19 protein-coding genes are annotated in these 21,188 nt (G+C 71.7%); 5 read left to right on the forward strand and 14 right to left on the reverse strand.

Annotated elements, in window-relative coordinates:
- Positions 1 to 7: 7 nt before the first annotated feature.
- The 4 genes from GH740_RS05065 to eno form a co-directional block, all read right to left on the reverse strand.
- Positions 8 to 1,315, reverse strand: coding sequence for a S8 family serine peptidase (locus GH740_RS05065; RefSeq protein WP_153745045.1), 1,308 nt, complete (start codon positions 1,313 to 1,315; stop codon positions 8 to 10).
- Complete coding sequence (locus GH740_RS05070; RefSeq protein ID WP_153745470.1) at positions 1,312 to 1,794, reverse strand: DUF501 domain-containing protein; 483 nt, start codon at positions 1,792 to 1,794, stop codon at positions 1,312 to 1,314. The genes GH740_RS05065 and GH740_RS05070 overlap by 4 nt, the downstream gene beginning before the upstream one ends.
- An 81-nt stretch (positions 1,795 to 1,875) precedes the next feature.
- The gene (locus tag GH740_RS05075) at positions 1,876 to 2,361 is read right to left on the reverse strand and encodes a septum formation initiator family protein (protein WP_367640738.1); all 486 of its coding nucleotides are present in this window, start codon (positions 2,359 to 2,361) and stop codon (positions 1,876 to 1,878) included.
- A gap of 23 nt (positions 2,362 to 2,384) precedes the next feature.
- Positions 2,385 to 3,665 (reverse strand): phosphopyruvate hydratase, encoded by a 1,281-nt coding sequence (gene eno / locus GH740_RS05080; RefSeq protein ID WP_367640740.1) that lies wholly within the window; start codon positions 3,663 to 3,665, stop codon positions 2,385 to 2,387.
- Positions 3,666 to 3,817: 152 nt separating this feature from the next.
- Between eno and GH740_RS05085 the strand changes: the two genes are divergently transcribed.
- Complete coding sequence (locus GH740_RS05085) at positions 3,818 to 5,185, forward strand: HNH endonuclease signature motif containing protein (protein WP_172978301.1); 1,368 nt, start codon at positions 3,818 to 3,820, stop codon at positions 5,183 to 5,185.
- A 21-nt stretch (positions 5,186 to 5,206) separates the two neighbouring features.
- Here GH740_RS05085 and GH740_RS05090 read toward each other — a convergent pair whose 3' ends face one another.
- A complete protein-coding gene (locus GH740_RS05090; protein ID WP_153745048.1) occupies positions 5,207 to 5,656 on the reverse strand; it encodes a YdeI/OmpD-associated family protein in 450 nt (149 codons plus the stop codon).
- 85 nt (positions 5,657 to 5,741) lie between these two features.
- On the opposite strand from GH740_RS05090, the gene GH740_RS05095 reads away from it, so the two are divergent.
- Both GH740_RS05095 and GH740_RS05100 read left to right on the forward strand, forming a co-directional pair.
- A complete protein-coding gene (locus tag GH740_RS05095) occupies positions 5,742 to 6,209 on the forward strand; it encodes a DUF4442 domain-containing protein (RefSeq protein ID WP_253941265.1) in 468 nt (155 codons plus the stop codon).
- A gap of 73 nt (positions 6,210 to 6,282) precedes the next feature.
- A complete protein-coding gene (locus tag GH740_RS05100; protein WP_153745050.1) occupies positions 6,283 to 6,867 on the forward strand; it encodes a dihydrofolate reductase family protein in 585 nt (194 codons plus the stop codon).
- Between the two features lie 6 nt (positions 6,868 to 6,873).
- On the opposite strand, the gene GH740_RS05105 is transcribed toward GH740_RS05100, so the two are convergent.
- Genes GH740_RS05105 through GH740_RS05115 form a run of 3 tightly spaced genes read right to left on the reverse strand, consistent with a single transcriptional unit; the run spans position 6,874 to position 10,050 of the window.
- The gene (locus GH740_RS05105) at positions 6,874 to 8,124 is read right to left on the reverse strand and encodes a HisS family protein (RefSeq protein ID WP_216644920.1); all 1,251 of its coding nucleotides are present in this window, start codon (positions 8,122 to 8,124) and stop codon (positions 6,874 to 6,876) included.
- A gap of 31 nt (positions 8,125 to 8,155) precedes the next feature.
- Complete coding sequence (locus GH740_RS05110; protein ID WP_153745052.1) at positions 8,156 to 8,857, reverse strand: MazG nucleotide pyrophosphohydrolase domain-containing protein; 702 nt, start codon at positions 8,855 to 8,857, stop codon at positions 8,156 to 8,158.
- The gene (locus GH740_RS05115) at positions 8,854 to 10,050 is read right to left on the reverse strand and encodes a Na+/H+ antiporter NhaA (RefSeq protein ID WP_153745053.1); all 1,197 of its coding nucleotides are present in this window, start codon (positions 10,048 to 10,050) and stop codon (positions 8,854 to 8,856) included. Before GH740_RS05115 ends, GH740_RS05110 begins: the two co-directional genes overlap by 4 nt.
- A gap of 124 nt (positions 10,051 to 10,174) precedes the next feature.
- On the opposite strand from GH740_RS05115, the gene GH740_RS05120 reads away from it, so the two are divergent.
- Positions 10,175 to 10,357, forward strand: a complete 183-nt coding sequence (locus GH740_RS05120) for a hypothetical protein (RefSeq protein WP_153745054.1) — start codon at positions 10,175 to 10,177, stop codon at positions 10,355 to 10,357.
- Positions 10,358 to 10,360: 3 nt separating this feature from the next.
- On the opposite strand, the gene GH740_RS05125 is transcribed toward GH740_RS05120, so the two are convergent.
- Positions 10,361 to 10,960 carry a gamma carbonic anhydrase family protein gene (locus tag GH740_RS05125; RefSeq protein WP_153745472.1) on the reverse strand — a complete coding sequence of 200 codons (600 nt, stop codon included), beginning with the start codon at positions 10,958 to 10,960 and terminating at the stop codon, positions 10,361 to 10,363.
- A gap of 111 nt (positions 10,961 to 11,071) precedes the next feature.
- Here GH740_RS05125 and gdhA point away from each other — a divergent pair, with 111 nt between their 5' ends.
- Positions 11,072 to 12,430: an NADP-specific glutamate dehydrogenase gene (gene gdhA / locus GH740_RS05130; RefSeq protein WP_367640744.1), complete on the forward strand. Its 1,359-nt coding sequence runs from the start codon at positions 11,072 to 11,074 to the stop codon at positions 12,428 to 12,430.
- Between the two features lie 4 nt (positions 12,431 to 12,434).
- Here gdhA and GH740_RS05135 read toward each other — a convergent pair whose 3' ends face one another.
- The 5 genes from GH740_RS05135 to GH740_RS05155 all read right to left on the reverse strand — a co-directional run bounded on the left by GH740_RS05135 (position 12,435) and on the right by GH740_RS05155 (position 21,183).
- A complete protein-coding gene (locus tag GH740_RS05135) occupies positions 12,435 to 14,930 on the reverse strand; it encodes a bifunctional lysylphosphatidylglycerol flippase/synthetase MprF (protein ID WP_153745055.1) in 2,496 nt (831 codons plus the stop codon).
- Positions 14,930 to 16,246, reverse strand: a complete 1,317-nt coding sequence (locus tag GH740_RS05140; protein WP_172978302.1) for an alpha/beta fold hydrolase — start codon at positions 16,244 to 16,246, stop codon at positions 14,930 to 14,932. The genes GH740_RS05135 and GH740_RS05140 overlap by 1 nt, the downstream gene beginning before the upstream one ends.
- A gap of 134 nt (positions 16,247 to 16,380) precedes the next feature.
- Positions 16,381 to 19,971 (reverse strand): transcription-repair coupling factor, encoded by a 3,591-nt coding sequence (gene mfd / locus GH740_RS05145; protein ID WP_367640746.1) that lies wholly within the window; start codon positions 19,969 to 19,971, stop codon positions 16,381 to 16,383.
- 25 nt (positions 19,972 to 19,996) lie between these two features.
- Positions 19,997 to 20,575: an aminoacyl-tRNA hydrolase gene (pth, locus tag GH740_RS05150; protein WP_367640748.1), complete on the reverse strand. Its 579-nt coding sequence runs from the start codon at positions 20,573 to 20,575 to the stop codon at positions 19,997 to 19,999.
- Positions 20,572 to 21,183 (reverse strand): 50S ribosomal protein L25/general stress protein Ctc, encoded by a 612-nt coding sequence (locus GH740_RS05155; protein ID WP_153745057.1) that lies wholly within the window; start codon positions 21,181 to 21,183, stop codon positions 20,572 to 20,574. The genes pth and GH740_RS05155 overlap by 4 nt, the downstream gene beginning before the upstream one ends.
- Positions 21,184 to 21,188: the final 5 nt, after the last annotated feature.

Below are 21,188 nucleotides of genomic sequence, written 5' to 3' on the forward strand. Positions count from 1 at the left end.
AGAACTCCTAGGGATGTTGACGGCGGGGCGTGCGAGTGGCGCGCGCCGAACGGATGCGTCGGGCAGCAGCGGTGACGCCGAGCCCTACCAGTATAGCGGGCAGTGTGACGGCCAAGAGCGGGAGCGTCCCGTACAGCAGCCGCTCCCGATCCGGCAGCACGACGGACACCGGCGGGGTGACGGCATCCGCCCTCGGCAGCGGCGGCACCTGCACGGCGTTCTCGGTGGGCGTGGGCTGAGGACCCGCCGGCGCCCGGCGGTACAGCCGGACCCACTCCCTCAGGTCCCCCATCGGATTCGCCGCCACCCGGGGCACGTCGGCCGAGACGGCGGCGGCGGCATCCACGATCCCGTATCCGTACAGGGGGCTCGGCACCTGTGTGACACCGGGCGCCGGGTCGGCGGTCTTGATGATGCGCTCGATGACGTCGGCGGCGTCCAGCCCCGGGTGGGCCGCGCGCACGAGCGCGACGATCCCCGACACGATCGGCGCCGCGCCGCTCGTGCCCTTCCACACGTACACCTCGCCGTCCGGGGAGATGCCCAGGAGGTCCTCACTGGGCGCGGACACCCCTATCGTGATGCCCTGGGTGGATGCCTCGATGCTGGCGCGTCCCTGCGGGTCGACGCCCGCCACAGTCAGCACGCCCGGGATCGTGGCCGGCGCGCCCACCTTCGACGTGCCGCTGCCGCGGTTGCCCGCCGCGACGACCACGACCACGTCGTGGTCGAACGCGTACAGGAATGCGTCGTCCCAGCTGGTGTCCCAGTCCAGGGTGTTCGTCGTGAACGACAGATTTATCACGTCCGCGCCGTTGTCGACAGCCCAGCGCATGGCCTTCGCGACCTGCTCGCTGAACGGGATCTGGGATGCCGTGCCGAACCCGACCGAGATCGACAGCACGTCGGCCTTCGGCGCCACCCCGATCATCGCGTCGTCGTCGCCGTTGTCGCGCGCCGCGGCGAGGGATGCCACCCAGCTGCCGTGGTTGGCGTCCACGGCCCCCACCGGCGTGCGCCCGTCGGGGGTCCCCGCGCCGGACACGTCGGTGCCGCCGACGACGGCGGGATCCAACTGCGGCGTTCGTCCCACGCCGGTGTCGATGACCGCTATCCGCACGCCCTCGCCCCGCGTGACCGTCCACGCCTGGTCAATGTGCAGATCCTGCAGCCAGTACTCGTGCGCTCGCATCGTCTGCGGCGTCGGCTCCGGCACCGGCTCGATCGCCGGCGCGAAGGCCGCGCCCGTGCAGGCCAGGAGCGCGAACGCGCCGGCCACCGCCGCCGTCAGCACGCGCCGCGTGCCGCGGCTCATGCCGCGACCCCCGCCGGCCCGGGGTCCGCGCACGCGCAGCGCCGTGGCGACCAGTCCGCGCGTGCCAGCGCGGCATCCCCCACCGGGTTGACGCCCGGGCCCGCCGCCAGCGCGTGGCCGGCGAGGGCGTGCAGGCACTTGACGCGGGTGGGCATGCCGCCGGCGGAGACCCCGTCGATCTCCGGCACATCGCCGTACAGAGCCCGATCGGCGAGATACGCCTCGTGCGCGCGCCGGTACCCCTCCTGCAGCTGCTCGTCGGCGGCCAGCTCGTCCTGCAGCTCGCGCATGACGTGCTCGGCCTCCAGCCGTGACATCGCCGCGGTGGCGGCCGGATGCGTCAGGTAGTAGAACGTGGGGAACGGCGTGCCGTCGGGCAGCCGGGGCGCGGTCGCGACGACCGTCGGGTTGCCGCACACGCACCGGGCGGCCACGCCCACGACGCCGCGCGCGTCGCGACCGAGCTGTACGTGCAGCATGGCGAGGTCGGCCTCGGTCACGGGATCGAACGGCGGGGTCACGCGGTAAAGGCTAACCCGGGCCGCTGGGACGGCGCTGGATCAGGGCGTCGTGGGGGTGTCCGGCGCGGCCACCCGCGCGAGTCCCGCGTTCGCCACCGAGCGCACGAGCTGCGACATCCAGTCCGTGTGCGTCGCCTGCAGCGTGTCGCTCACGGGTGCGCGTTCGCGGGGCACGTCCGCGTCGGGGAGATCGTCGTCGACGAGGTAGACCACTTCGCCGGGGCGGAAGAAGTACAGCCGCTCCCGCGCCTGCGCGGTGATGTACGCCGGATCCTTCCAGCGCTCCCGCTGCCGCTGCAGCTCGGCGACCTGGTCCTTCGTGAGCTGCACGGAATGCTGCAGGGCCGTGATCTGCTGGCGCTGGTCGAGGTACGTGCCGATCGTCGGCACGAGCACGAACACCGCGAGCACCACAAGGCCCAGCATGATCACGGTGAAGCCGGAGATCCGGGAGCCGGCTAGCCACGCGCGGACATCGACCGCCCGCGCGCCGGGACGGGAGGGGGGAGTCGGTTTTCTCGCCACGACTCCCCCTCTCCGTAACGTCGTCAGCCCTTGTAGCGCGGGAAGGCCGCGCGGCCGATGAACTCCGCCGCGTCGCCCAGCTCCTCCTCGATGCGCAGAAGCTGATTGTATTTCGCCACGCGCTCGCTGCGCGCGGGCGCGCCGCTCTTGATCTGACCCGAGTTCACGGCGACCACGAGGTCCGCGATAGTGGTGTCCTCGGTCTCCCCGGAGCGGTGCGAGAACATCGTCGTGTAGCCGGAGCGGTGCGCGAGCTCCACGGCATCCAGGGTCTCGCTCAGCGTGCCGATCTGGTTCACCTTCACCAGCAGCGAGTTCGCGATGCCCCGGTCGATGCCCTTGGCCAGGCGCGCGGGGTTCGTCACGAACAGGTCGTCGCCCACGAGCTGGGTCTTCGCGCCGAGCCGGTCGGTCAGCAGCTTCCAGTTCTCCCAGTCGTCCTCGGCGAGGGCGTCCTCGATAGTGACGATCGGGTAGGCGTCGACGAGGCCGGCGTAGTAGTCGATAAGCTCGGGGCCGCTCCAGCCCTTCTTGTCGAGCGTGTACACGCCGTCGGCGAAGAACTCGGTGGCCGCGGCATCCAGCCCCAGGGCGATGTCGGTGCCGGGCGTGAACCCGGCCTTCTCGATGGCCTTCACGAGGAAGTCGAGGCCTTCGCGGTTGCTGGGCAGGTCGGGCGCGAAGCCGCCCTCGTCGCCGAGTCCGGTCGCGAAGCCGGCGGCCTTCAGCTCGCCCTTCAGGACGTGGTAGGTCTCTGCACCCCACCGCAGCGCCTCGGCGAAGCTCTCCGCACCGATCGGGGCGAGGAAGAACTCCTGCATGTCGATGCCGTTGTCGGCGTGCTCGCCGCCGTTGATAACGTTGAACAGCGGCACCGGCAGGATGTGCGCGTTGGGGCCGCCGAGGTAGCGGAACAGCGGCAGCTCGGCACTGTCGGCGGCGGCCTTCGCGACGGCGAGGCTCACGCCCAGGATCGCGTTCGCGCCCGCGCGGGACTTGTTCTCGGTGCCGTCGGTGTCGATGAGGATGGCGTCCACGAGCCGCTGCTCGGCGGCGTCCACGCCCTCGACGGCCGGCCCGAGCTCGTCGACGACGGCCGCGACGGCCTTCAGGACGCCCTTGCCGCCGTACCGGCTCTTGTCGCCGTCGCGCAGCTCGTAGGCCTCGAACGCGCCGGTGGATGCGCCGGACGGGACGGCCGCGCGCTGGACGACGCCGTCATCGAGCAGCACCTCGACCTCGACGGTCGGGTTGCCGCGCGAATCCAGGATCTCGCGCGCGTTCACAGCCTCGATAAGTGCCACGGGGACTCCTTGCATGGTGCGTGTGTGGGCAGGTCGGAGCGTCGTCGGTCCGCGCACGAGTCTACTCAGCGCCCGCGCGCGCCTTGGGCCGGATGGCGGACGTCGTCCCGTGCATCGGTTCGAGTGTCGCACCCCCTCCCTACAGTGAAGATATGGACTTCTCATCGATGGATCCCGGCGCCGACTGGTTCGGTCCGCCCATCGACGCCGCCGACCTGGAGTGGGCACTGGCGGGCGCCGACGACGAAGAACCGGCCTGGGGCTTCGACATCTTCACGTCGGGGGCCGCGCACGACGTGGCGGTGGACGACGTCGACGAGCTCACGCGCGAGCTGCGGCGGCTGACGGCGCGGCAGTACGCGCTGTTCGCGCAGGTGCTCGCCGATGCCGCGTCGTGCCCGGATCCGTGGTGCGGCCCGGACCCGACGCTGGATCCGGCGTGGACGAACCCGCGGGATCTGACCGTGGCGCAGGCGCGCGCGGAGCGGACGGAGATGGCGCAGCGGGCGGCGGTGTGCGACCTCGCCGTGCGCGTCCATCTGTCCGAGGTGATGATCCGCGCCCGCGCGGACGATGCGCAGACGCTGCGGGAGCGGTGCCCCGCGGTGTGGGACGCGTTCCTGCGGGGGACGATGGACGAGCGCAACGCCGACACCGCCGCCGGGTGTGCACGCTCCCTGCCCGCGGACGCCCCGGAAGCGTGGGCGATGTTCGACACGGCCGCCGCGGCGGCGGCATCCCTCCTGTCACCGGGGAAGTTCCGTACGTTCGCGCGGTCGCTCCGCGAGCGCGTACATCCGGAGTCGATCGAGGATCGGCACCGGCGCGCGCGAGGGGATCGCAGCGTGTGGCTGTCCCCGGAGTTCGACGGGATGGCGACGTGGAGCGTCTACGGGCCCGCCGCCGACCTGCACGCCGTGCACGTGCGGGTGGATGAGGCCGCGCGGCACCTGCGGACGCAGGAGGGGGAGGCGCGCACGCTCGCGCAGCTGCGGGCGGATGTCGCCATCGACCTGCTGCAGAACGCGGCCGGCCCGGCGGGCTCCGGGAAGCCGGCGGTCGCGGTCACGATCCCGGTGCTGACGCTGCTCGGGCATGGCGACGAGCCGGCGATCCTGGACGGGTACGGCCCGATCGACCGGGACACCGCGGCGCGCCTCGCCGGGGATGCGACATCCTGGGTGCGGGTCCTCACTCATCCGGTGACCGGGACGGTCCTGGACCTGGACCGGAAGACGTACCGGGTGCCGAAGGCGCTGCGCCGGTGGCTGGGCGTGCGCGATCCGGTGTGCACGTTCCCCGGGTGCGGGCGGCTTGTGCGCGACTGCGACATCGACCACCGGCGGGAATGGCAGCACGGCGGCGCGACGTCGGCCGGCAACACGGGTCCGCTGTGCGAGCCGCACCACAGGGTGAAGACCGAGAGCCGCTGGGACATCCAGATGGATGCCGCCAGCGGCGCCGCCCGATGGGTCTCCCCCACCGGCATCGCCGCCGACGCCGACCCGCCGCCGTGGTGAGCGGGCGAGACGGCGTGGATCTCACGCCATCCCGGCGCGCACCCTCTCGACGACCGCGGTGATGCGGCGTTCGCGGGTCGCCGGCTGCCTGGCCTCGACGACGGAGCGGGCATGCTCCTTGCGGTGCGTGAACGCGAGTGCGTCGAACGCGGCGCGCACGGCGGGATCGGCATCCAGAGCGGCGGCGAGGTCGTCCGGCACCTCGACGACGCGATCCGCCGTGTCGAGCTCTATCACGGCGTCCACGGCGTCGCCGATCTCCACCCCGAGTTCGGCTCGCGCGGCCTTCGAGATGCCGATGAGGTTCCGCCCGCCCATCACGGCCAGCCGCAGCCGCGCGGTCCGGCCGCCGATCGTGACGCGCACCGCCGGACGCCGGCCGCCGCCGAGGTCGGCCACCTGCGCGTCCGTCAGCTCGATGGCGGTCGCCGGCCCCACCGGCTCGAGTACCGTGCTCACCTGCAGCGTCATGGTGCGATCCTCCCGGAACGGCGATCGGATGTCACGCGTCGGCGTGCGCCACCGCACGAGATGCGGCAGGCTGGCGATCATGCGCATGACCCCGCGCCGACTCGCCATCGGCATGAGCCTGTGGGCTCCGAACCTGTTCAGCGGCATCCGGGTGAGACGGATCGCCGAGGACTGGACGAGTGCCACCGTCGAGCTGCATGTGAACGTGATCACCCGCAATTACGTCAAGACGGCGTTCGGCGGCGCCATGTCGGCGATGACGGACCCGTACTTCTTCATGCTCGTGATGCATCAGCTCGGCCGCGACCACGTGGTGTGGGACACGCGGGGCGAGATCGAGTTCGTCAAGCCCGGCCGCGGCGTGCTCACCGCCCATTTCAAGGTGCCGCGCGAGAAAGCGCAGGAGCTGCGTGACCGCGCCGCCGGTGGGGTAAAGGTGCTGGAATGGTTCACCACCGAGATTGTCGACCGTGAGGGCGACGTCGTCGCCCGGGTGCGGCGCGAGGTGTACGTGCGCGAGAAGAAGCGCGTCAGGGCTCCGGCGGCATCTTGACCCTGTAGCCGCCCCGGACCCTACCGCCGCACGGCGCCGAGGCGCTACCGTCGGACCGAGCAGAGGGGCCGCCATGACCGCACGGTTCGTGTACTGGATGAACGTCTCGCTCGATCTGCGCATCGAGCGAGAGCACGACGAGCAGGGCGGCGGCGACTGGATGCGCATCGGCGAATCGCTGCACCGCGAATTCAACGCCCGCGCGAGCCGTATGACGCAGATGGTGCAGGGCCGGATCGTCTACGACACCATGGCGTCGTTCTGGCCGGCCGCTCGTGACGACACCGACCTGGACGATGTCATGCGCGAGTATGGCGCCATCTGGACCGCCATGCCGAAGGTGCTCGTCTCGCGCACCCGAACGCACGCCGAGTACAACACCCGGGTCATCGGCGGACCCGACGCCATCGATCAACTCGCGGCGCTGCGCGCGTCTGCCGACGGCGACATCGGCGTCGGCGGGGCGACTCTGGCCACCGCCCTCCTGGAGGCGCACCTGCTGGACGAACTGCTGCTGTTCAGCCATCCCGTGGTCCTGGGCGCGGGACGCCCGCTGTTCGACCGTCTCCAGCAGCCCCTGCAACTGGATCTTCTCGAGGAGCAGTCGTTCGCGGGCGGAGTGGTGATGCACCGCTACGCGGTCCGCGGCGCGCGCTGATCGCGGTCAGCCCAGCGGCCGGCGCTCGATCCCGTCCTGCCCTGCCGCCACGAGCGCGAACGCCGTGTACCCGTCGGCCGCGGCCCGCTCCAGCAGCGCCTTGAGGTTCTTCGTCCGGGTCTCCAGCCGTACCCGCGCCCCGTCGGCGACGAGCCGCGCCTTGTGCGCGGCAAGCTCCGCCATCGGCACGTCGCGATCGTGCACGAGCACGACGGCGTCGGCCGCGGCATCCTCGTCCTGCGTGACGAGGTCGACGATGCGCTCGAAGCCGATCGAGAATCCCACGGCGGGCACGTCCTGGCCGAGGAACCGGCCGATCATCCCGTCGTAGCGGCCTCCGCCGCCCAGCGAATACGCCACGCTCGGATGCGCGAGCTCCAGGATGGTGCCGGTGTAGTACCCCATCCCCCGCACGAGGAACGGATCGAACACGAGCGCGTCGCCGGACCCGGATCGCGCGGCCGCGACCGCCGCGCCGATGCCGACCAGGTGCGCCACGACGTCGTCGGGTGCGCCCGTCGGCAGCGCCGCGCGAATCTGCTCCTCGCCGTACGGTCGCTGCTCGAGCGTCTGCGGGCGACGCAGGAACGCCTCCACCGCATCGACGGCGGCGGGCTGCGCGCCGCGCTCGCGCAGTTCGGCGGCCACGCCGTCGGCGCCGATCTTGTCGAGCTTGTCGATGGTGATGAGCACGCCCGCACGCTCGTCCGCGGCGAACCCGAAGTGCCCCAGCATCCAGTCCAGCAGGCGCCGGTCGTTGATCCGGATGCGGCCGCCGGCAAGGCCCAGGGCGTCCAGCGTGTCGAGCGTCGCTATCGCCAGCTCCGCCTCGGCACGTGCCGTCGCGTCGCCGATGATGTCGATGTCGCACTGCACGAACTGGCGGTAGCGCCCCTTCTGCGGCCGTTCGGCGCGCCACACCGGTGCTATCTGGATCGCCCGGAACACGCCGGGCAGCTCGCCGCGGTGGGTCGCGTAGAAGCGGGACAGCGGCACCGTGAGGTCGTAGCGCAACCCGAGATCGGTCAGCGCCGCCGGGTCGTCGGCAGCGTTGCGGATATCGTCCGCGTCCAGGCCTCGGCGCAGGATGTTGTACGCCAGCTTCTCGTTGTCGCCGCCCATCCCGGCGTGCAGCCGCCCGTACTCCTCCATCACCGGCGTCTCGATCTCGTCGAATCCGTGCGCGCGGTAGCGGTCGCGGATGACGGCGAGCACCCGTTCGCGGCGGGTCTTGTCGGCGGGGAGGAAGTCGCGCATGCCGCGCGGCGGATTCACGGAGGGCACCCCCCTATCTTGGCAGGTCGCCCTCCGGCTCCCCTGCGGCGGTCTCCGCCGCCCGCACGTCCCGCGCCAGCCGGCGCAGCCGCTCCCGCAGCGCGCGCTCGGCATCCCATCCGCGAGCACGGGCCTGGGCGACCAACGCCAGGAGCGCGTCGCCGAGCGCAGCCTCGGTCTCCGGCGGCGCCGCCGCGGCCGCGGCATCCTCGACCATCCCGGACGCGCGTCCCAGCAGCTTCTGCGCGAGCGCGAGCGCCGGCATCCGTTCGCTGACCCCGTCCAGCACCGACCGGCGCTCGTGCTTCTCGGCGGCCTTCGCCGCGTTCCACAGCACGAGCACCTCGTCCGGCGTGCGGGCCACCGCGTCGCCGAACACGTGCGGGTGTCGCCGGATCATCTTCTCGGCCAGCCCTGCCGCGACATCCTCGATGCCGAACGGCTCGTCCCCGTCGCGCGACGCTATCTCGGCATGGAACAGCACCTGCCACAACAGGTCGCCGAGCTCCTCGCGCAGCTCGGCCCGCGATCCGGCCTCCACGGCGTCGATGAGCTCCGCGCTCTCCTCGACCAGGTACGGGATGAGGTCGCGGTGCGTGATCTGCTGCGTCCACACGCAGCGGTCCCGCACGGCGTGCATCACCTCGACGGCGCGCCGCAGGGGGTCGGATGCCGCCGGCCCGGCCGCCGGCCGCGCTGCGTCGTCGTCGCTCATGCGGTCTCCTCCTGCGCGCGGATCCGATGCGCGCGTGCACGCCACGATACGACGATCCCGGCCGCGACCAGCGACACCGTGGATCCGGCCAGCACGCCCAGGACCGCCTGATCGCCGAGCATCGGATCCCCCGCGAACGCGAGATCGGCCAGCAGCAGCGACACCGTGAACCCGATGCCGCCCAGCACCCCCGCGGCAACGAGGTCCGCGAACGCCAAGCGCACCGCCGCCGGTACGCGCAGCACGCGCTGGGCGAGCCACCCGATGCCGGCGATGCCGACGAGTTTGCCGACCGGCAGTGCGACAAGGATCGCCCAGAACACCGGGGACAGCCCGCCGGCCCCGACGTCCGGGATCGCTACGAGCGCGGCCGACAGCGCGAACAGCGGCAGGAACGCGCCGTTCACCCACGGCTCGAGCACGTACCGCGCCCGCATCCCCGGATGCTGCCCGATGGCGAGCCCGAGCATGACGCCGGCGATGGTGGCGTGCACCCCGGAGGCCAGCACGAGCGCCCACACCGCGAGAGCCAGCACGATCATGGCGGCCATGATCGGGCGCGTGCGCCGGCCGCCGAGCGCCCGGCTGAGCGCCCCGAAGACGATCACGAGCACGACGGCGGCCGCGAGCGGCAGAAGCTCCACGTCGTGCGCGAACAGCACGGCGATGAACACTATCCCGACGATGTCGTCGAGGATCGCCAGCGCGAGCAGGAAGATTCGCACGCCCGACGGCATCCCGCGCCCGAACACCGCGAGCACCCCGAGCGCGAAAGCTATGTCGGTCGCGGTGGGCACCGGCCATCCCGCAGCCAGCCCCGCGGGCGCCGCGAGGGCCAGGTAGACGACGATCGGCACCGCGACGCCGCCGCCGGCCGCCAGCGCCGGCAGCACGGCGCGGCGCGCGGAGCGCAGCTCGCCGGCCGTCAGCTCGACCTGCAGCTCGACGGCCACGCTGAAGAAGAACACGGCGAGAAGTCCGTCGGCGATCCACGAGCCCACCGGCAGCGCGAACGGCGTGCCGGCGATCCCGAGGTGCGCGTCCTGCACCGCGAACGCGACCGGCGCGGCGGGCGTGTTGGCGAGCAGGATCCCGGCCCCGGCGGCCGCCAGCAGCAGCACCGCGGGAAAGCGCGGACCGCGCAGCAGGCGCACGAACGAACGGAGGGGCGTGATCGGACGGATCGAGGTCATGGTGCTCCCAGTCACCCCGCCGCACGCGCGACGGGCGCCGACCAGGCTTCCCGGCACACCACGGTCCATCGTATCCGCCGCGGGTCGCGCCGCCGATGTCGCAGGCCCGGGTTACCGTCGTGCCATGACGACGAGGGATGCCGCAGCCGAGAAGATCGCCGCGCCGGAGACGTGCCCGGTGTGCGCGTCGGCGGACGTGCGGGCCATCGAGCTGGCGTGGTTCGCGATCGAGCTGGAACGCGCCGCCGAGGTGCGTGAGGCGGACGTGGAGTTCGCGTGCCGGGACTGCGGGTCGCGCTGGCGGTGAGGCTCAGTCCAGGCGCCGGTCGTCGGCGTGCCGTGACAGGCTGCGCCCGTACCGCTCGGTGAGCTGGACCATCAGGTCCGGTGTCTCGCGGTCCAGCCCGAACACGTAGCCGGGGAAGTCCAACTCCTGCTGCGCGGCCCAGATGCGCTCGTGCTCGGCCGCCGACAGGATCTGCACCGGGTCCCCCACGGCCACCCACCCGATCGGCACCACGGTGCGCTCCGGCAGCCGGGTGCGCAGGTGCACCACCGCGTTTATCTGCACTTCGCAGCGCGCCTCGATGTGCGCGCCGTTGAAGATGCGCGTTCCGGTGGCGAGGAACACCTCGTCTCCGATCGTGGCCCCGGACACGCTCGCCATGGGCCCCACGAGGGTGTGGTCGCCGATGTGCACGGGGTTGGCGGCGCTGGCGCGGATCAGCGCGTTCTCCATCACGATGACGCTGGCGCCGAGCGTGATGGGGCCGCCTTCGGACGTGATCACGGCTCCGTGCAGCACCTGGCAGTCCGGTCCGATGGTGACGTCGCCGCTGATCACGGCGGTCGGGGCTATCACTGCGGACGGGTCGATCCGCGCCGACGCGGACAGGTGATCGAACAGCATGAGCGCTCCCTTTGTTACAGCCACCGGCTGAGTGTCAGCGTAGCGTCGGTAGAGTGGGACGGATCGCGCGTGCGCGCGATCCTTTCGTATCCGGCCAGAAAGCCCTTCCCCGTGACCACGATCCTCACTGCGCTGCCGTCCTCCGTTCGCTCCGTCTACGACGATGTCGTGGCCCGCAACCCGCACGAGCCGGAGTTCCTGCAGGCGGTGCACGAGGTCCTGGATTCGATCGGGCCGGTCCTGGACGAGCACCCGGAGTTCGTGGACGCCGGCATCCTCGAGCGGCTCGTCGAGCCGGAGCGGCAGATAATGTTCCGGGTGCCGTGGGTCGACGACGACGGCCTGCTGCGCGTGAACCGCGGTTACCGGATCCAGTTCAACTCCGCGCTCGGGCCGTACAAGGGCGGGCTGCGCTTCCACCCGTCGGTGAACCTGTCGATCATCAAGTTCCTCGGGTTCGAGCAGACCTTCAAGAACGCCCTCACCGGTCAGGGCATCGGCGGCGGCAAGGGCGGCAGCGACTTCGACCCGCACGGCCGCAGCGATGCCGAGGTGATGCGGTTCTGTCAGTCGTTCATGTCCGAGCTGTACCGCCACATCGGCGAGCACACGGATGTCCCCGCCGGCGACATCGGCGTCGGCGGGCGTGAGATCGGCTACCTGTTCGGCATGTACCGCCGGATCACGAACCGGCACGAGTCCGGTGTGCTCACCGGAAAGGGCATCGGCTGGGGCGGCGCGGAGGTGCGCACCGAGGCGACCGGGTACGGCGCGGTGTTCTTCGTCCAGGAGATGCTCGCGGTGCACGGCGACACTCTCGAGGGCAAGCGCGTGGGCGTCTCCGGCTCCGGCAACGTCGCGATCTACGCCATCGACAAGGCGCGCCAGCTGGGCGGACTGCCGGTGACGGCATCCGACTCGTCCGGGTATGTCATCGACGACGCCGGCATCGACGTCGACCTGCTGCGCCAGCTCAAGGAGGTCGAGCGCGTCCGCATCTCGGAGTACGCCGTCCGCCGCCCCCGCGCCCGCTTCATCCCCGGCGCGCAGCCGTGGGAGGTGCCGATGGATGTCGCCATCCCGTCGGCGACGCAGAACGAGATCGACGAGCACGCCGCGCGCGCACTCGTCGAGGGCGGCGTGCGGGCGGTGGCCGAGGGCGCGAACATGCCCTCCACCCCCGAGGCCGTGGAGGTGTTCCAGTCCGCGGGTGTGCTGTTCGGGCCCGGCAAGGCCGTGAACGCCGGCGGCGTCGCGACGTCGGCCCTGGAGATGACGCAGAATGCCGGGCGCGAGAGGTGGAGCTTCGCCGACAGTGAGCACCGGCTGCGCGCCATCATGCGCGACGTGCACGCGGCGTCGTTCACCGCCGCGCGCCGGTACGGGCATGAGGGCGATTACGTCGTCGGCGCGAACTGCGCGGGCTTCGAGCGCGTCGCGAAGGCGATGCTCGCCCAGGGCGTCATCTGAGCGCTCAGGCGCGGTGCGCGGACAGGCTGCGCGCGATTGCGAGGATCTCCCGCGGTGACGCCGTCGGCATGTACGCACGCAGTATCGCGCGCGCGATAGCAGGCAGGCCCGCCGCGTCCTCGTACGACAGGTAGATCGTCTCGAGCTCGGGGTGGAACTTCTTCTTGAACTCGAACAGCGAGCGGAAGCCGTAGACCGGCTCAAGCACGTCAGCCAGCCACGCCAGCATCCGGTTCAGCAGGAATGAGCGCGGAGGCAGGCGTCCCTCGGGCGCGGGGCGGGTGACCAGCGGAGCGCCGGACAGGCTCATCACGGAGATTCCGGCGTCGCGCATCCGCATCGCCGCCGACGCGATCAGGTAGACCATGATCTCGGGCATCGCGTCGTCGCTGCGGCGCATGAAGTCCAGCGTCCATCCGGTCACCACCCCGTCTCGCCACGACGGGAGCCAGCTGGTCACCGCTTGCAGGTCGCCGTCGGCGCCGATCGCCAGCAGCAGCCTGACGTCCGGGTCGCGCAGTTCCGTGAGACCACCGAGCGTGAACCCCAGCTCCGGCAGTGCCTTCTCCGCCACCCAGTGCTCGCTGAGCACCTCGATCTGCGCGGCCAGCGATGCGGGCAGGTCGCCCCAGGCCGCCCATAGCGACCGCACACCCTCACGGTCGGCCTTCGCGAGCGCCTGCCGCACCCGTTTCCACCGTCCCCCCGTCAGATCCATCTCGGCGGGTCGGACGAGGGTCTCCTCGCCCACCGGGACATCATGCCAGCGCCGGGCGCGCAGCAGGTCTCGCGTGCGGGCGTGGATGCTGTAGAACACGGGGACCCATCCGTGGCGATCGCAGAACTCGATGAATGCGGCGAGCAGGCCTGCACGCCCCTCCAGCGGGCCGATCGGGTCGCCGATCACGAGCACGATGCCGCCGATCAGCCGATACGCGACGGCGCCGTCGTCGCCGATCCACTGCCGCGCCCCCTCCCACGTGCCCATGAAGCTCATGGTTCCGCCGCCGGTGGTGCGCAACAGTTCGCGGTACCGCACCCGCGGCAGGTCGTCGCTGCGGCCGACCGAACGCAGCAACCGGCCCGCGGCGACGATCACGGCGAGCCAGAGGACCAGCCCCGCCCACTGATCGACGAGCAGGGCCGCGCCGTGCCCCGGCAGTGCGCCGTGCGGGATGCCACGCGTGAATCCGGCGGGCAGCAGCAGCACGACCGCGTCGAGGAAGACCCGCCGGAACCCGAGAGGCACGGCGGGCCGCCCCGTGACGACGATCGCCACGGCCCACACCGCGATCACGGCGACGAACGCGATGCCGACGATGAGCCAGAAGTGACGGAGCGCGCCCCGGGAGGCGGTGATCTCGAACCGGCGGCGAGTCATCATCAATGCGACCAGCACCGCGAGGGGCACTCCGACGGCCATCACCGCACTGAGCGCAAAGCGCTCGCCGACACGTGCGATCCCGGTCGCTGACGACAGGCCGAGGATGCCGACCGCCGCGCTGGTGGCCACGAGGACGACGGCACTGACGACGACCGCCAGCACCCATGCGGCGCGTCGGCCCCTCCGCAGGCCCCACGCGGCGACCAGGCTCATCGCGACGGGCACCAGACTCAGCAGAATCTGGCCGATGCCGTGCGCGACGACGTGGATGTCGCTGGGGGCGCCGCACGAGTTGCGGAAATAGGTGGCGCAGGTCTCGAATGCCTCGCTCCGGTCGACCTGCGCGAAGCCCGACACGACGAGGGCGAGCGGTCCGATCACCGCCCGGTCCGCCAGCACGATCAGCGGCCCGATGCCGGTGACGGCGACGACAGCGGCGACGAGGGTGCGCACTTCGCCGTAGGAGGCGCGTCGCGGGCTGCGCGTGGGTGGTCGCACGCGCGCGTCCGCCACCGGCCGGTCGCGGCTCAGTACCGCGCCGAGTGCGAGTCCGAACACCGCGGCGATCATGCGGTAGACGCTGTCCTGGTCGCCGCCATACAACGCGAAGGTGAGCACCACGGCGAAGCCGATGACGCGGATTCGGCGACGGAACAGTGTCGGCGCGAACGCGCTGCCGGTCATCACTGTGCCGAAGATGCCGGTGGGCGGGTCGAGGGTCAGTTCCGGTCGCGCGAGCAGCAGCAGCGGCGAGCCCAGCCAGATCGTGAGGAGGTGAAGTCCGATCCCGGCGAGGAGCGCGACCACGCCGATGCCGACGTACGCGAGGACCGTGCGCACCGTACCGACGAGCCGCTCGATATAGGCCATCACGGTGAGGGCGAGGGCTGCGCTCAACAGCGCGTCCAGGAGCGAGCTGGGTACGAGCAGCGCCGTCACCAGCGTCCACCAGAGGTGCTCCTCCCCCGTGGTGACCGGCCCCGCGGCGAGCCAGCGCGTGGCGTGCGTACGCGGCAGCGAGAAGATGAGGCCGGTCACGATGACCGCGACCGCGACGGCCGCCGAGAAAGGATGCCGGCGGAGGTACCGCGCGGCGACGCGCACAAGTGCAGGCATCACGCGTGCGGCGACAGGCCGAGCACCGGATACAGCTGATCGAACGCGTCGGTCAGGCCTGCGCTGAGTGCAGTGCCCACATGAGTGGCGTCGCGTATCTCCATCAGCGTGGCGGTGAACCCCGCCGCGCGCAGCATCTCGGCGTTGTGCCGCGCATACCCCGAGAACCGCGCGTCCAGCGAGCCGCTCGTGAACAGGGCGACGTGACCCGCGAATCGCCCGGCATTCTCCTTGACGAACGCTGCGGGCCGCTGCGACAGTTCAAGACTCACGCTGCCGCGAAAGGCTTCGCGCAGTGACGTGGCGGGTTCGGAGGCACCCGGATAGTCGTCACCCGAGATGCTGATCATGTTCCCCCAGATCTGCGGATACTCGACGGCCCACTTCAACGAGCACCCGCCTCCGTCGGAGTATCCGGCGATCGTCCAGTACTTCGGGTCTTCGATGATGTTCAGATGCGTCCGCGCGTACCGGACGATGTCCGTGTTGACGTACCGCGACACATCACCGAACGTCGAGTACGGCGAGCACGCGGGCTGCTGCACGGGGCTGCCGAGCTGGTCCGCGACGATGACGATCGGCGCCAGGCCGTCGTGCCGCGCGGCAAGCCGGTTGAGCGCCGCCGCGACGAAACGGGGATTCGGGCTGCCCGGCTTTCCGTTCATCATCACCACGAGCGGGAGCGCCGGGGCGTTCTTGACGAGGGCTGCGGGAGGCAGGTAGATCGTTGCGTCCCGCGGAACGAACCGGCCCGAGGACCCAACGCGGTCGGCACCCGACAGTGTGCCGACCCGACCTGCCCGGGGCATGTCCGCCGGTGGTTTCCAGCGCAGGAACAGCGGAGTGGTCTGGTTCGGAGCCGGGACGTGCGAATGGGCGCCGGGAAGCGCGCCCGCACCGGGCAGCGTGTTGACGCCGAAGACGTCGGCGATCGTCGGCGTCAGGCCGAACCCGCCATTGATGCCCATCGCTGCCGACAGCGGTGCGATCAGGATGAGCGCACCGGCCAGGGCCTTGCGCCACACGGGTGTGCGCCACATGCTCGCCACGCCCAGGCCGACCCCGGCGCCGGCTGCCGCCATCCACCACGTCGTGCCCTTCGGCAGCGGCACGCCGAATGCGTCGGTGGCATCGCTGATCCACACGGCGATCGCGCCGGCGACGGCACCGCCGGCGACGGTCGGCAGTGCCGTGATCGTCCATGTGCGGGTGTGATCGCGCACCAGAAGCACGACGGCCACGGCGGCGGTGAGCAGCCACACGGTCTCCGGGACCGGCCCGCTCATCACATCGAGGTTCAGGAACCACCGGTCCATCGGCATTGACCCTTCTCCGCGATGCATGGCGCGCTCGCCCGTGATCGTATGAGAGCCGACTCACGGCATTCCCCGAAATCGCTATGCGCGCGCTTCAGGTCACCGATGTCGGGCTGAGCGTGGGATCCGCACGGTCAGGGTGCCGGCGGCCCAGCGGCTCGCTCAGACTCGGCCGCCGGCAGGGGCCACAGCTGGTCCAGCAGCTGACCCACCCACGCGATGAGGTGCGCGTCTGGCACGCGGGCGCCGTCGGCGGTGGGCAGGGGCACCACCATGGCGTCGCCGCCGGCGACGACTTTCGCCTTCGGGTGCAGGCGCTGCAGGCGCACCCGCATCGAATCGGCCAGGTGTGCGGGCGCCACCCGCAGGTTCGGCCCCATCGCCACGATGTCCGCCAGGCCCGCCTGCGCGGCGCGGCGCCGCAGCCGCGCGACGGCGACGAGCCCTTCGACCTCGGCCGGTGGCTCGCCGTACCGGTCGCGCAGCTCGTCGACGACGAGGTCGATGGCGTCCGGCTTCGCGCCGACGGATGCCGCGGCCGACAACTTCTGGTAGGCCTCCAGCCGCAGCCGCTCGCTGTCGATGTACTCCTCGGGGATGCGCGCGTGCACCGGCAGCTCCAGCCGCAGCTCGGTGGGGCCCTCGCTCTCCTCGCCCCGGAACGCCGCGACAGCCTCGCCGATCATCCGCAGGTACAGGTCGAAGCCGACGCCGGCGATGTGCCCGGCCTGCTCGGCGCCCAGCAGGTTCCCCGCGCCGCGCAGCTCGAGGTCCTTCAGGGCGACCTGCATGCCGCTGCCGAGGTCGTTGTTCACGGCGATGGTCTCCAGCCGGTCCGCGGCGGTCTCGCTGAGTGGCTTCATCTCGTCGTACAGGAAGTACGCGTATGCGCGCTCGCGCCCCCGGCCCACCCGGCCGCGCAGCTGGTGCAGCTGGCTCAGGCCGTACTTGTCGGCGCGGTCGATCACTATGGTGTTCGCATTCTGGATGTCCAGGCCGGTCTCGATGATCGTCGTGGACACCAGCACGTCCGCCCGGCGCTCCCAGAAGTCGTCGACCACCTGCTCGAGCGCGGTCTCCCCCATCTGTCCGTGCGCGACGACGATCCGCGCCTCGGGCACAAGTTCGGACAGGTGCGCGGCGACCCGCTGGATCGACTGCACCCTGTTGTGCACGTAGAACACCTGGCCCTCGCGCAGCAGTTCGCGCCGGATCGCGGCGGCTATCTGCTTGTCGTTGCGGGGGCCCACGTACGAGAGGATCGGATGCCGGTCCTCCGGCGGGGTCTGCAGCGTCGACATTTCGCGGATCCCGGTGACCGCCATCTCCAGCGTGCGCGGGATGGGCGTCGCGCTCATCGCGAGGATGTCGACGTTCGTCTTCAGCTTCTTCAGGGCGTCCTTGTGCTCGACGCCGAACCGCTGCTCCTCGTCGACGATCAGCAGGCCGAGGTCGCGGAAGACCACCTTCTCGGTGAGGATCCGGTGCGTCCCGATCACCATGTCGACGGTGCCGTCGGTGAGGCCGGCGAGGGTGTCGCGCGCCTGCGCGTCGGTCTGGAACCGCGACAACGGCCGCACCTTCACCGGGAAGCCGGCGAACCGCTCGCCGAAAGTGTCCAGGTGCTGCTTGACCAGGAGCGTGGTGGGCACCAGCATCGCGACCTGCTTGCCGTCCTGGATGGCCTTGAACGCGGCGCGCACGGCCACCTCGGTCTTGCCGAAGCCGACGTCCCCGCTCAGAAGCCGGTCCATCGGGACCGGCTTCTCCATGTCGGCCTTTATCTCGTCGATCGTCTGCAGCTGGTCCGGCGTCTCGGCGAACGGGAACGCCTCCTCGAGCTCGCGCTGCCAGGGCGTGTCCGGTCCGAACGCGTGGCCCTTCGAGGCCATCCGGGCGGAGTACAGCTTGACGAGCTCGACCGCTATGTCGCGCACGGCGCGGCGGGCCCGGCCCTTGGCCTGCGCCCAGTCGCTGCCGCCCATCTTCGAGAGCGTGGGCGCCTCACCGCCGACGTACCGGGACAGCAGGTCGAGCTGGTCGGTGGGCACGTACAGCTTGTCGCCCGGGTGGCCGCGCTTGGACGGCGCGTACTCGAGCACGAGGTACTCGCGCACGCTCTTGACCGGGTGGCGCCCGCCGCTGGAGACCTCGCGCTGGGTCAGCTCGACGAACCGGCCGATGCCGTGCGTGGCGTGCACGACGATGTCGCCGGTCTTCAGCTGCAGCGGGTCGACCACGTTGCGCCGGCGCGACGCGAGCTTGCGCACGACCCGCGTGTCCGCGCCGATCGTGCGCCCGTAGAACTCGGTCTCGGTCAGCACCGCCAGCCGCGCGGGCTCGGACTGAAAGCCGCGCTCCAGGCTCGCCACCACGACGTGCGCGACGCCCGGCTCGGGCGGCTCGAGGACCTCGTCGACCCGCCGCGCCGCGAACCCGTGCTCGGCGAGCACGTCGCGGGCGCGGTCGGCGAGCCCGGGGCCGGACGCGGCCACGACGACCCGGTATCCGTCCGCCAGCAGCTGCCCGACGTGCGCGGTGGCGCCGTCGATGTTGCCCTGGAACGACGGCACCGGAGTGCCGGGGATGCGCACGGCGTCCGCGTCGGCACCCGCGTCGAATGCGCTCAGCGTCCACCACACCCCGCCGCGGCCGTGGGCGACCTCGCGCAGCGCGGGCAGCGTGACGAAGTCGCCGGCGCCGAGATCGACGGGCACCTCTCCGCCGGCGGTGGCGACGCTCCACGCCGCCTCGAGGAACTCACGGTTCGTCTCGGCGAGCGTGAGCGCGCGGGTCACCGACCGCTCCGGGTCCAGCAGCGCCACCGCGGATGCCGCAGGCAGGTAGTCCACGAGCGTGACGAGGCGGTCCACGAGCGCCGGGGTCAGCGATTCCATGCCCTCGGCCGGGATCCCCTCGGCCATCTTCTCCAGCATCCCGCGCAGTCCCGGGGAGCGCTGCGCGAGCTCGCGCGCGCGGCCGCGCACAGCGTCGGTGAGCAGCAGCTCGCGGCTCGGCAGCAGCTGAACCGCACGCACCTCGCCGGGCAGGCTCCGCTGGTCGGCGACGGAGAACGCGCGGATCTCGTCGACCTCGTCGCCGAAGAACTCGATGCGGAACGGGTGGTCGGCCGTGGGCGGGAACACGTCGAGGATCCCGCCGCGCACCGCGAACTCGCCGCGGCGGGACACCATGTCCACACGGTGGTACGCACGCTCCACGAGCATCGCGGTGACCGTCGTCAGCTCATGCGTGCGCGCGCCGACCCGCAGCGCTATCGGCGCGGCGGCGTCGAGGCCGCCGGCGAGGGGCTGCAGAGCGGCGCGCACGGACGCCGTGACCACCAGCGGTCCGCGGTCCGCCGGCGCCGCGGCGTCCCACTCCCGGATCCGGCGCAGGGCCTCCAGGCGGCGGCCCACGGTCTCCACGCTCGGGCTGAGCCGTTCGTGCGGCAGCGTCTCCCATGCCGGGAAGTGCAGCACGGTGGCGCCGGGAAGCAGCGCCTGCAGCGCGGGCCCCACGGCGTCTGCGCGCCGCCCGGTGGGGGTGATCACCAGCAGCGCGGCGGGGAGGTCGGCGAGCAGGCGCCGCTCGAGGAGGGCGGCGAGCGCGGGGGCGGCGATGCCTTCGACGAGGGAGAGGTCGAGGTCGACGGATGCCGCCGCCAGCGTGTCGCGCACTGTCTCGGCCTGCGCGAGGGCGCGCGCGATCCCGGGAACTGTCACCACAGGAGTCTACGGCGTGGGCCGGTCATGCCCGCGGGGCGTGGTGTGTCTGCTGGGCGGCCACGAGGCCCGCGTCGATGAGCTGCTCGACGGCGTCCGCGGCGTCGGACAAGACCAGCGGCAGCGCCTTGCGGTCGGCGGCGGAGAACGGGTCGAGCACCCAGTCGGCGGCGTCGCGACGGCCCGGCGGCCGGCCGATGCCGACCCGCACCCGCGCGAACTCGGGGGTGCCGAGCGCCTTCGCGACGTCGCGGACGCCGTTGTGGCCGCCGTGACCGCCGCCGACCTTGAGCCGGATGGTGTCGAACGGGATGTCCAGCTCGTCGTGGACGACGACGAGATGGTCGGGCTCGATGCCGTAGAACCGCACGAGGCCGGCGACCGGGCCGCCGGACACGTTCATGAACGAGTTCGGCTTGGCCAGCACGATCTTCGCGGCGCCCGGGCGCAGCCACGTCTCGGCGACGCGGGCGTTCGCCCGGTGCGCCTTGAACGTCTCCCCGCGCCGCTCGGCGAGCTCATCGAGGACGAGCTGACCCACGTTGTGGCGGGTCAGCTCGTACTGGGGTCCGGGGTTGCCCAGACCCACGACAAGCCACGTCACTCCGCGGCGGCCTCCTCGGCTGCGGCGGGCGCGGCGGCCTCGGCCTCGGCGGCCTCGTCCTCGGCGGACACTGTCGGCACCGAGATGGCGACGATCAGCAGGTCGGGCTCGTCCATCAGGGCGGCGCCGCGCGGCAGCGGGATGTCGCCGGCGGTGACGTGGGCGCCCTCTTCGCGGCCCTCGACGCTGACCTCGATGTGCTCGGGGATGCGCGTGGCCTCGACCTCGAGGCGCAGGGTGACGGTGTCGAGGTTGACCATGGTGCCGGGGGCGGGCTCGCCGACGACGACGACGGGCACCTCGACCTCGATCTTCTCGCCCTTCTTGACGACGAGAAGGTCGATGTGCTCGATGATCTGGCGCACCGGGTCGCGCTGGATGTCCTTGACGAGCGTGAGCTGCTCGGTGCCGTTGACGTCGAGCTCGAGCACCGCGTTGGCGCGGCGCACGAGCAGCGACACCTGGTGGCCGGGCAGGGCGACGTGCACCGGGTCGGTGCCGTGGCCGTAGATCACGGCGGGGATCTTGCCGGCGGCGCGCAGACGGCGGGCGAAGCCCTTGCCGAAGCTGTCGCGCAGCTCGGCGCGGACCTTGGTGTCCTCAGACATGTGTT

The sequence above is a fragment of the Microbacterium sp. SYP-A9085 genome (assembly GCF_009649635.1).
Classification (GTDB): Bacteria; Actinomycetota; Actinomycetes; order Actinomycetales; family Microbacteriaceae; genus Microbacterium.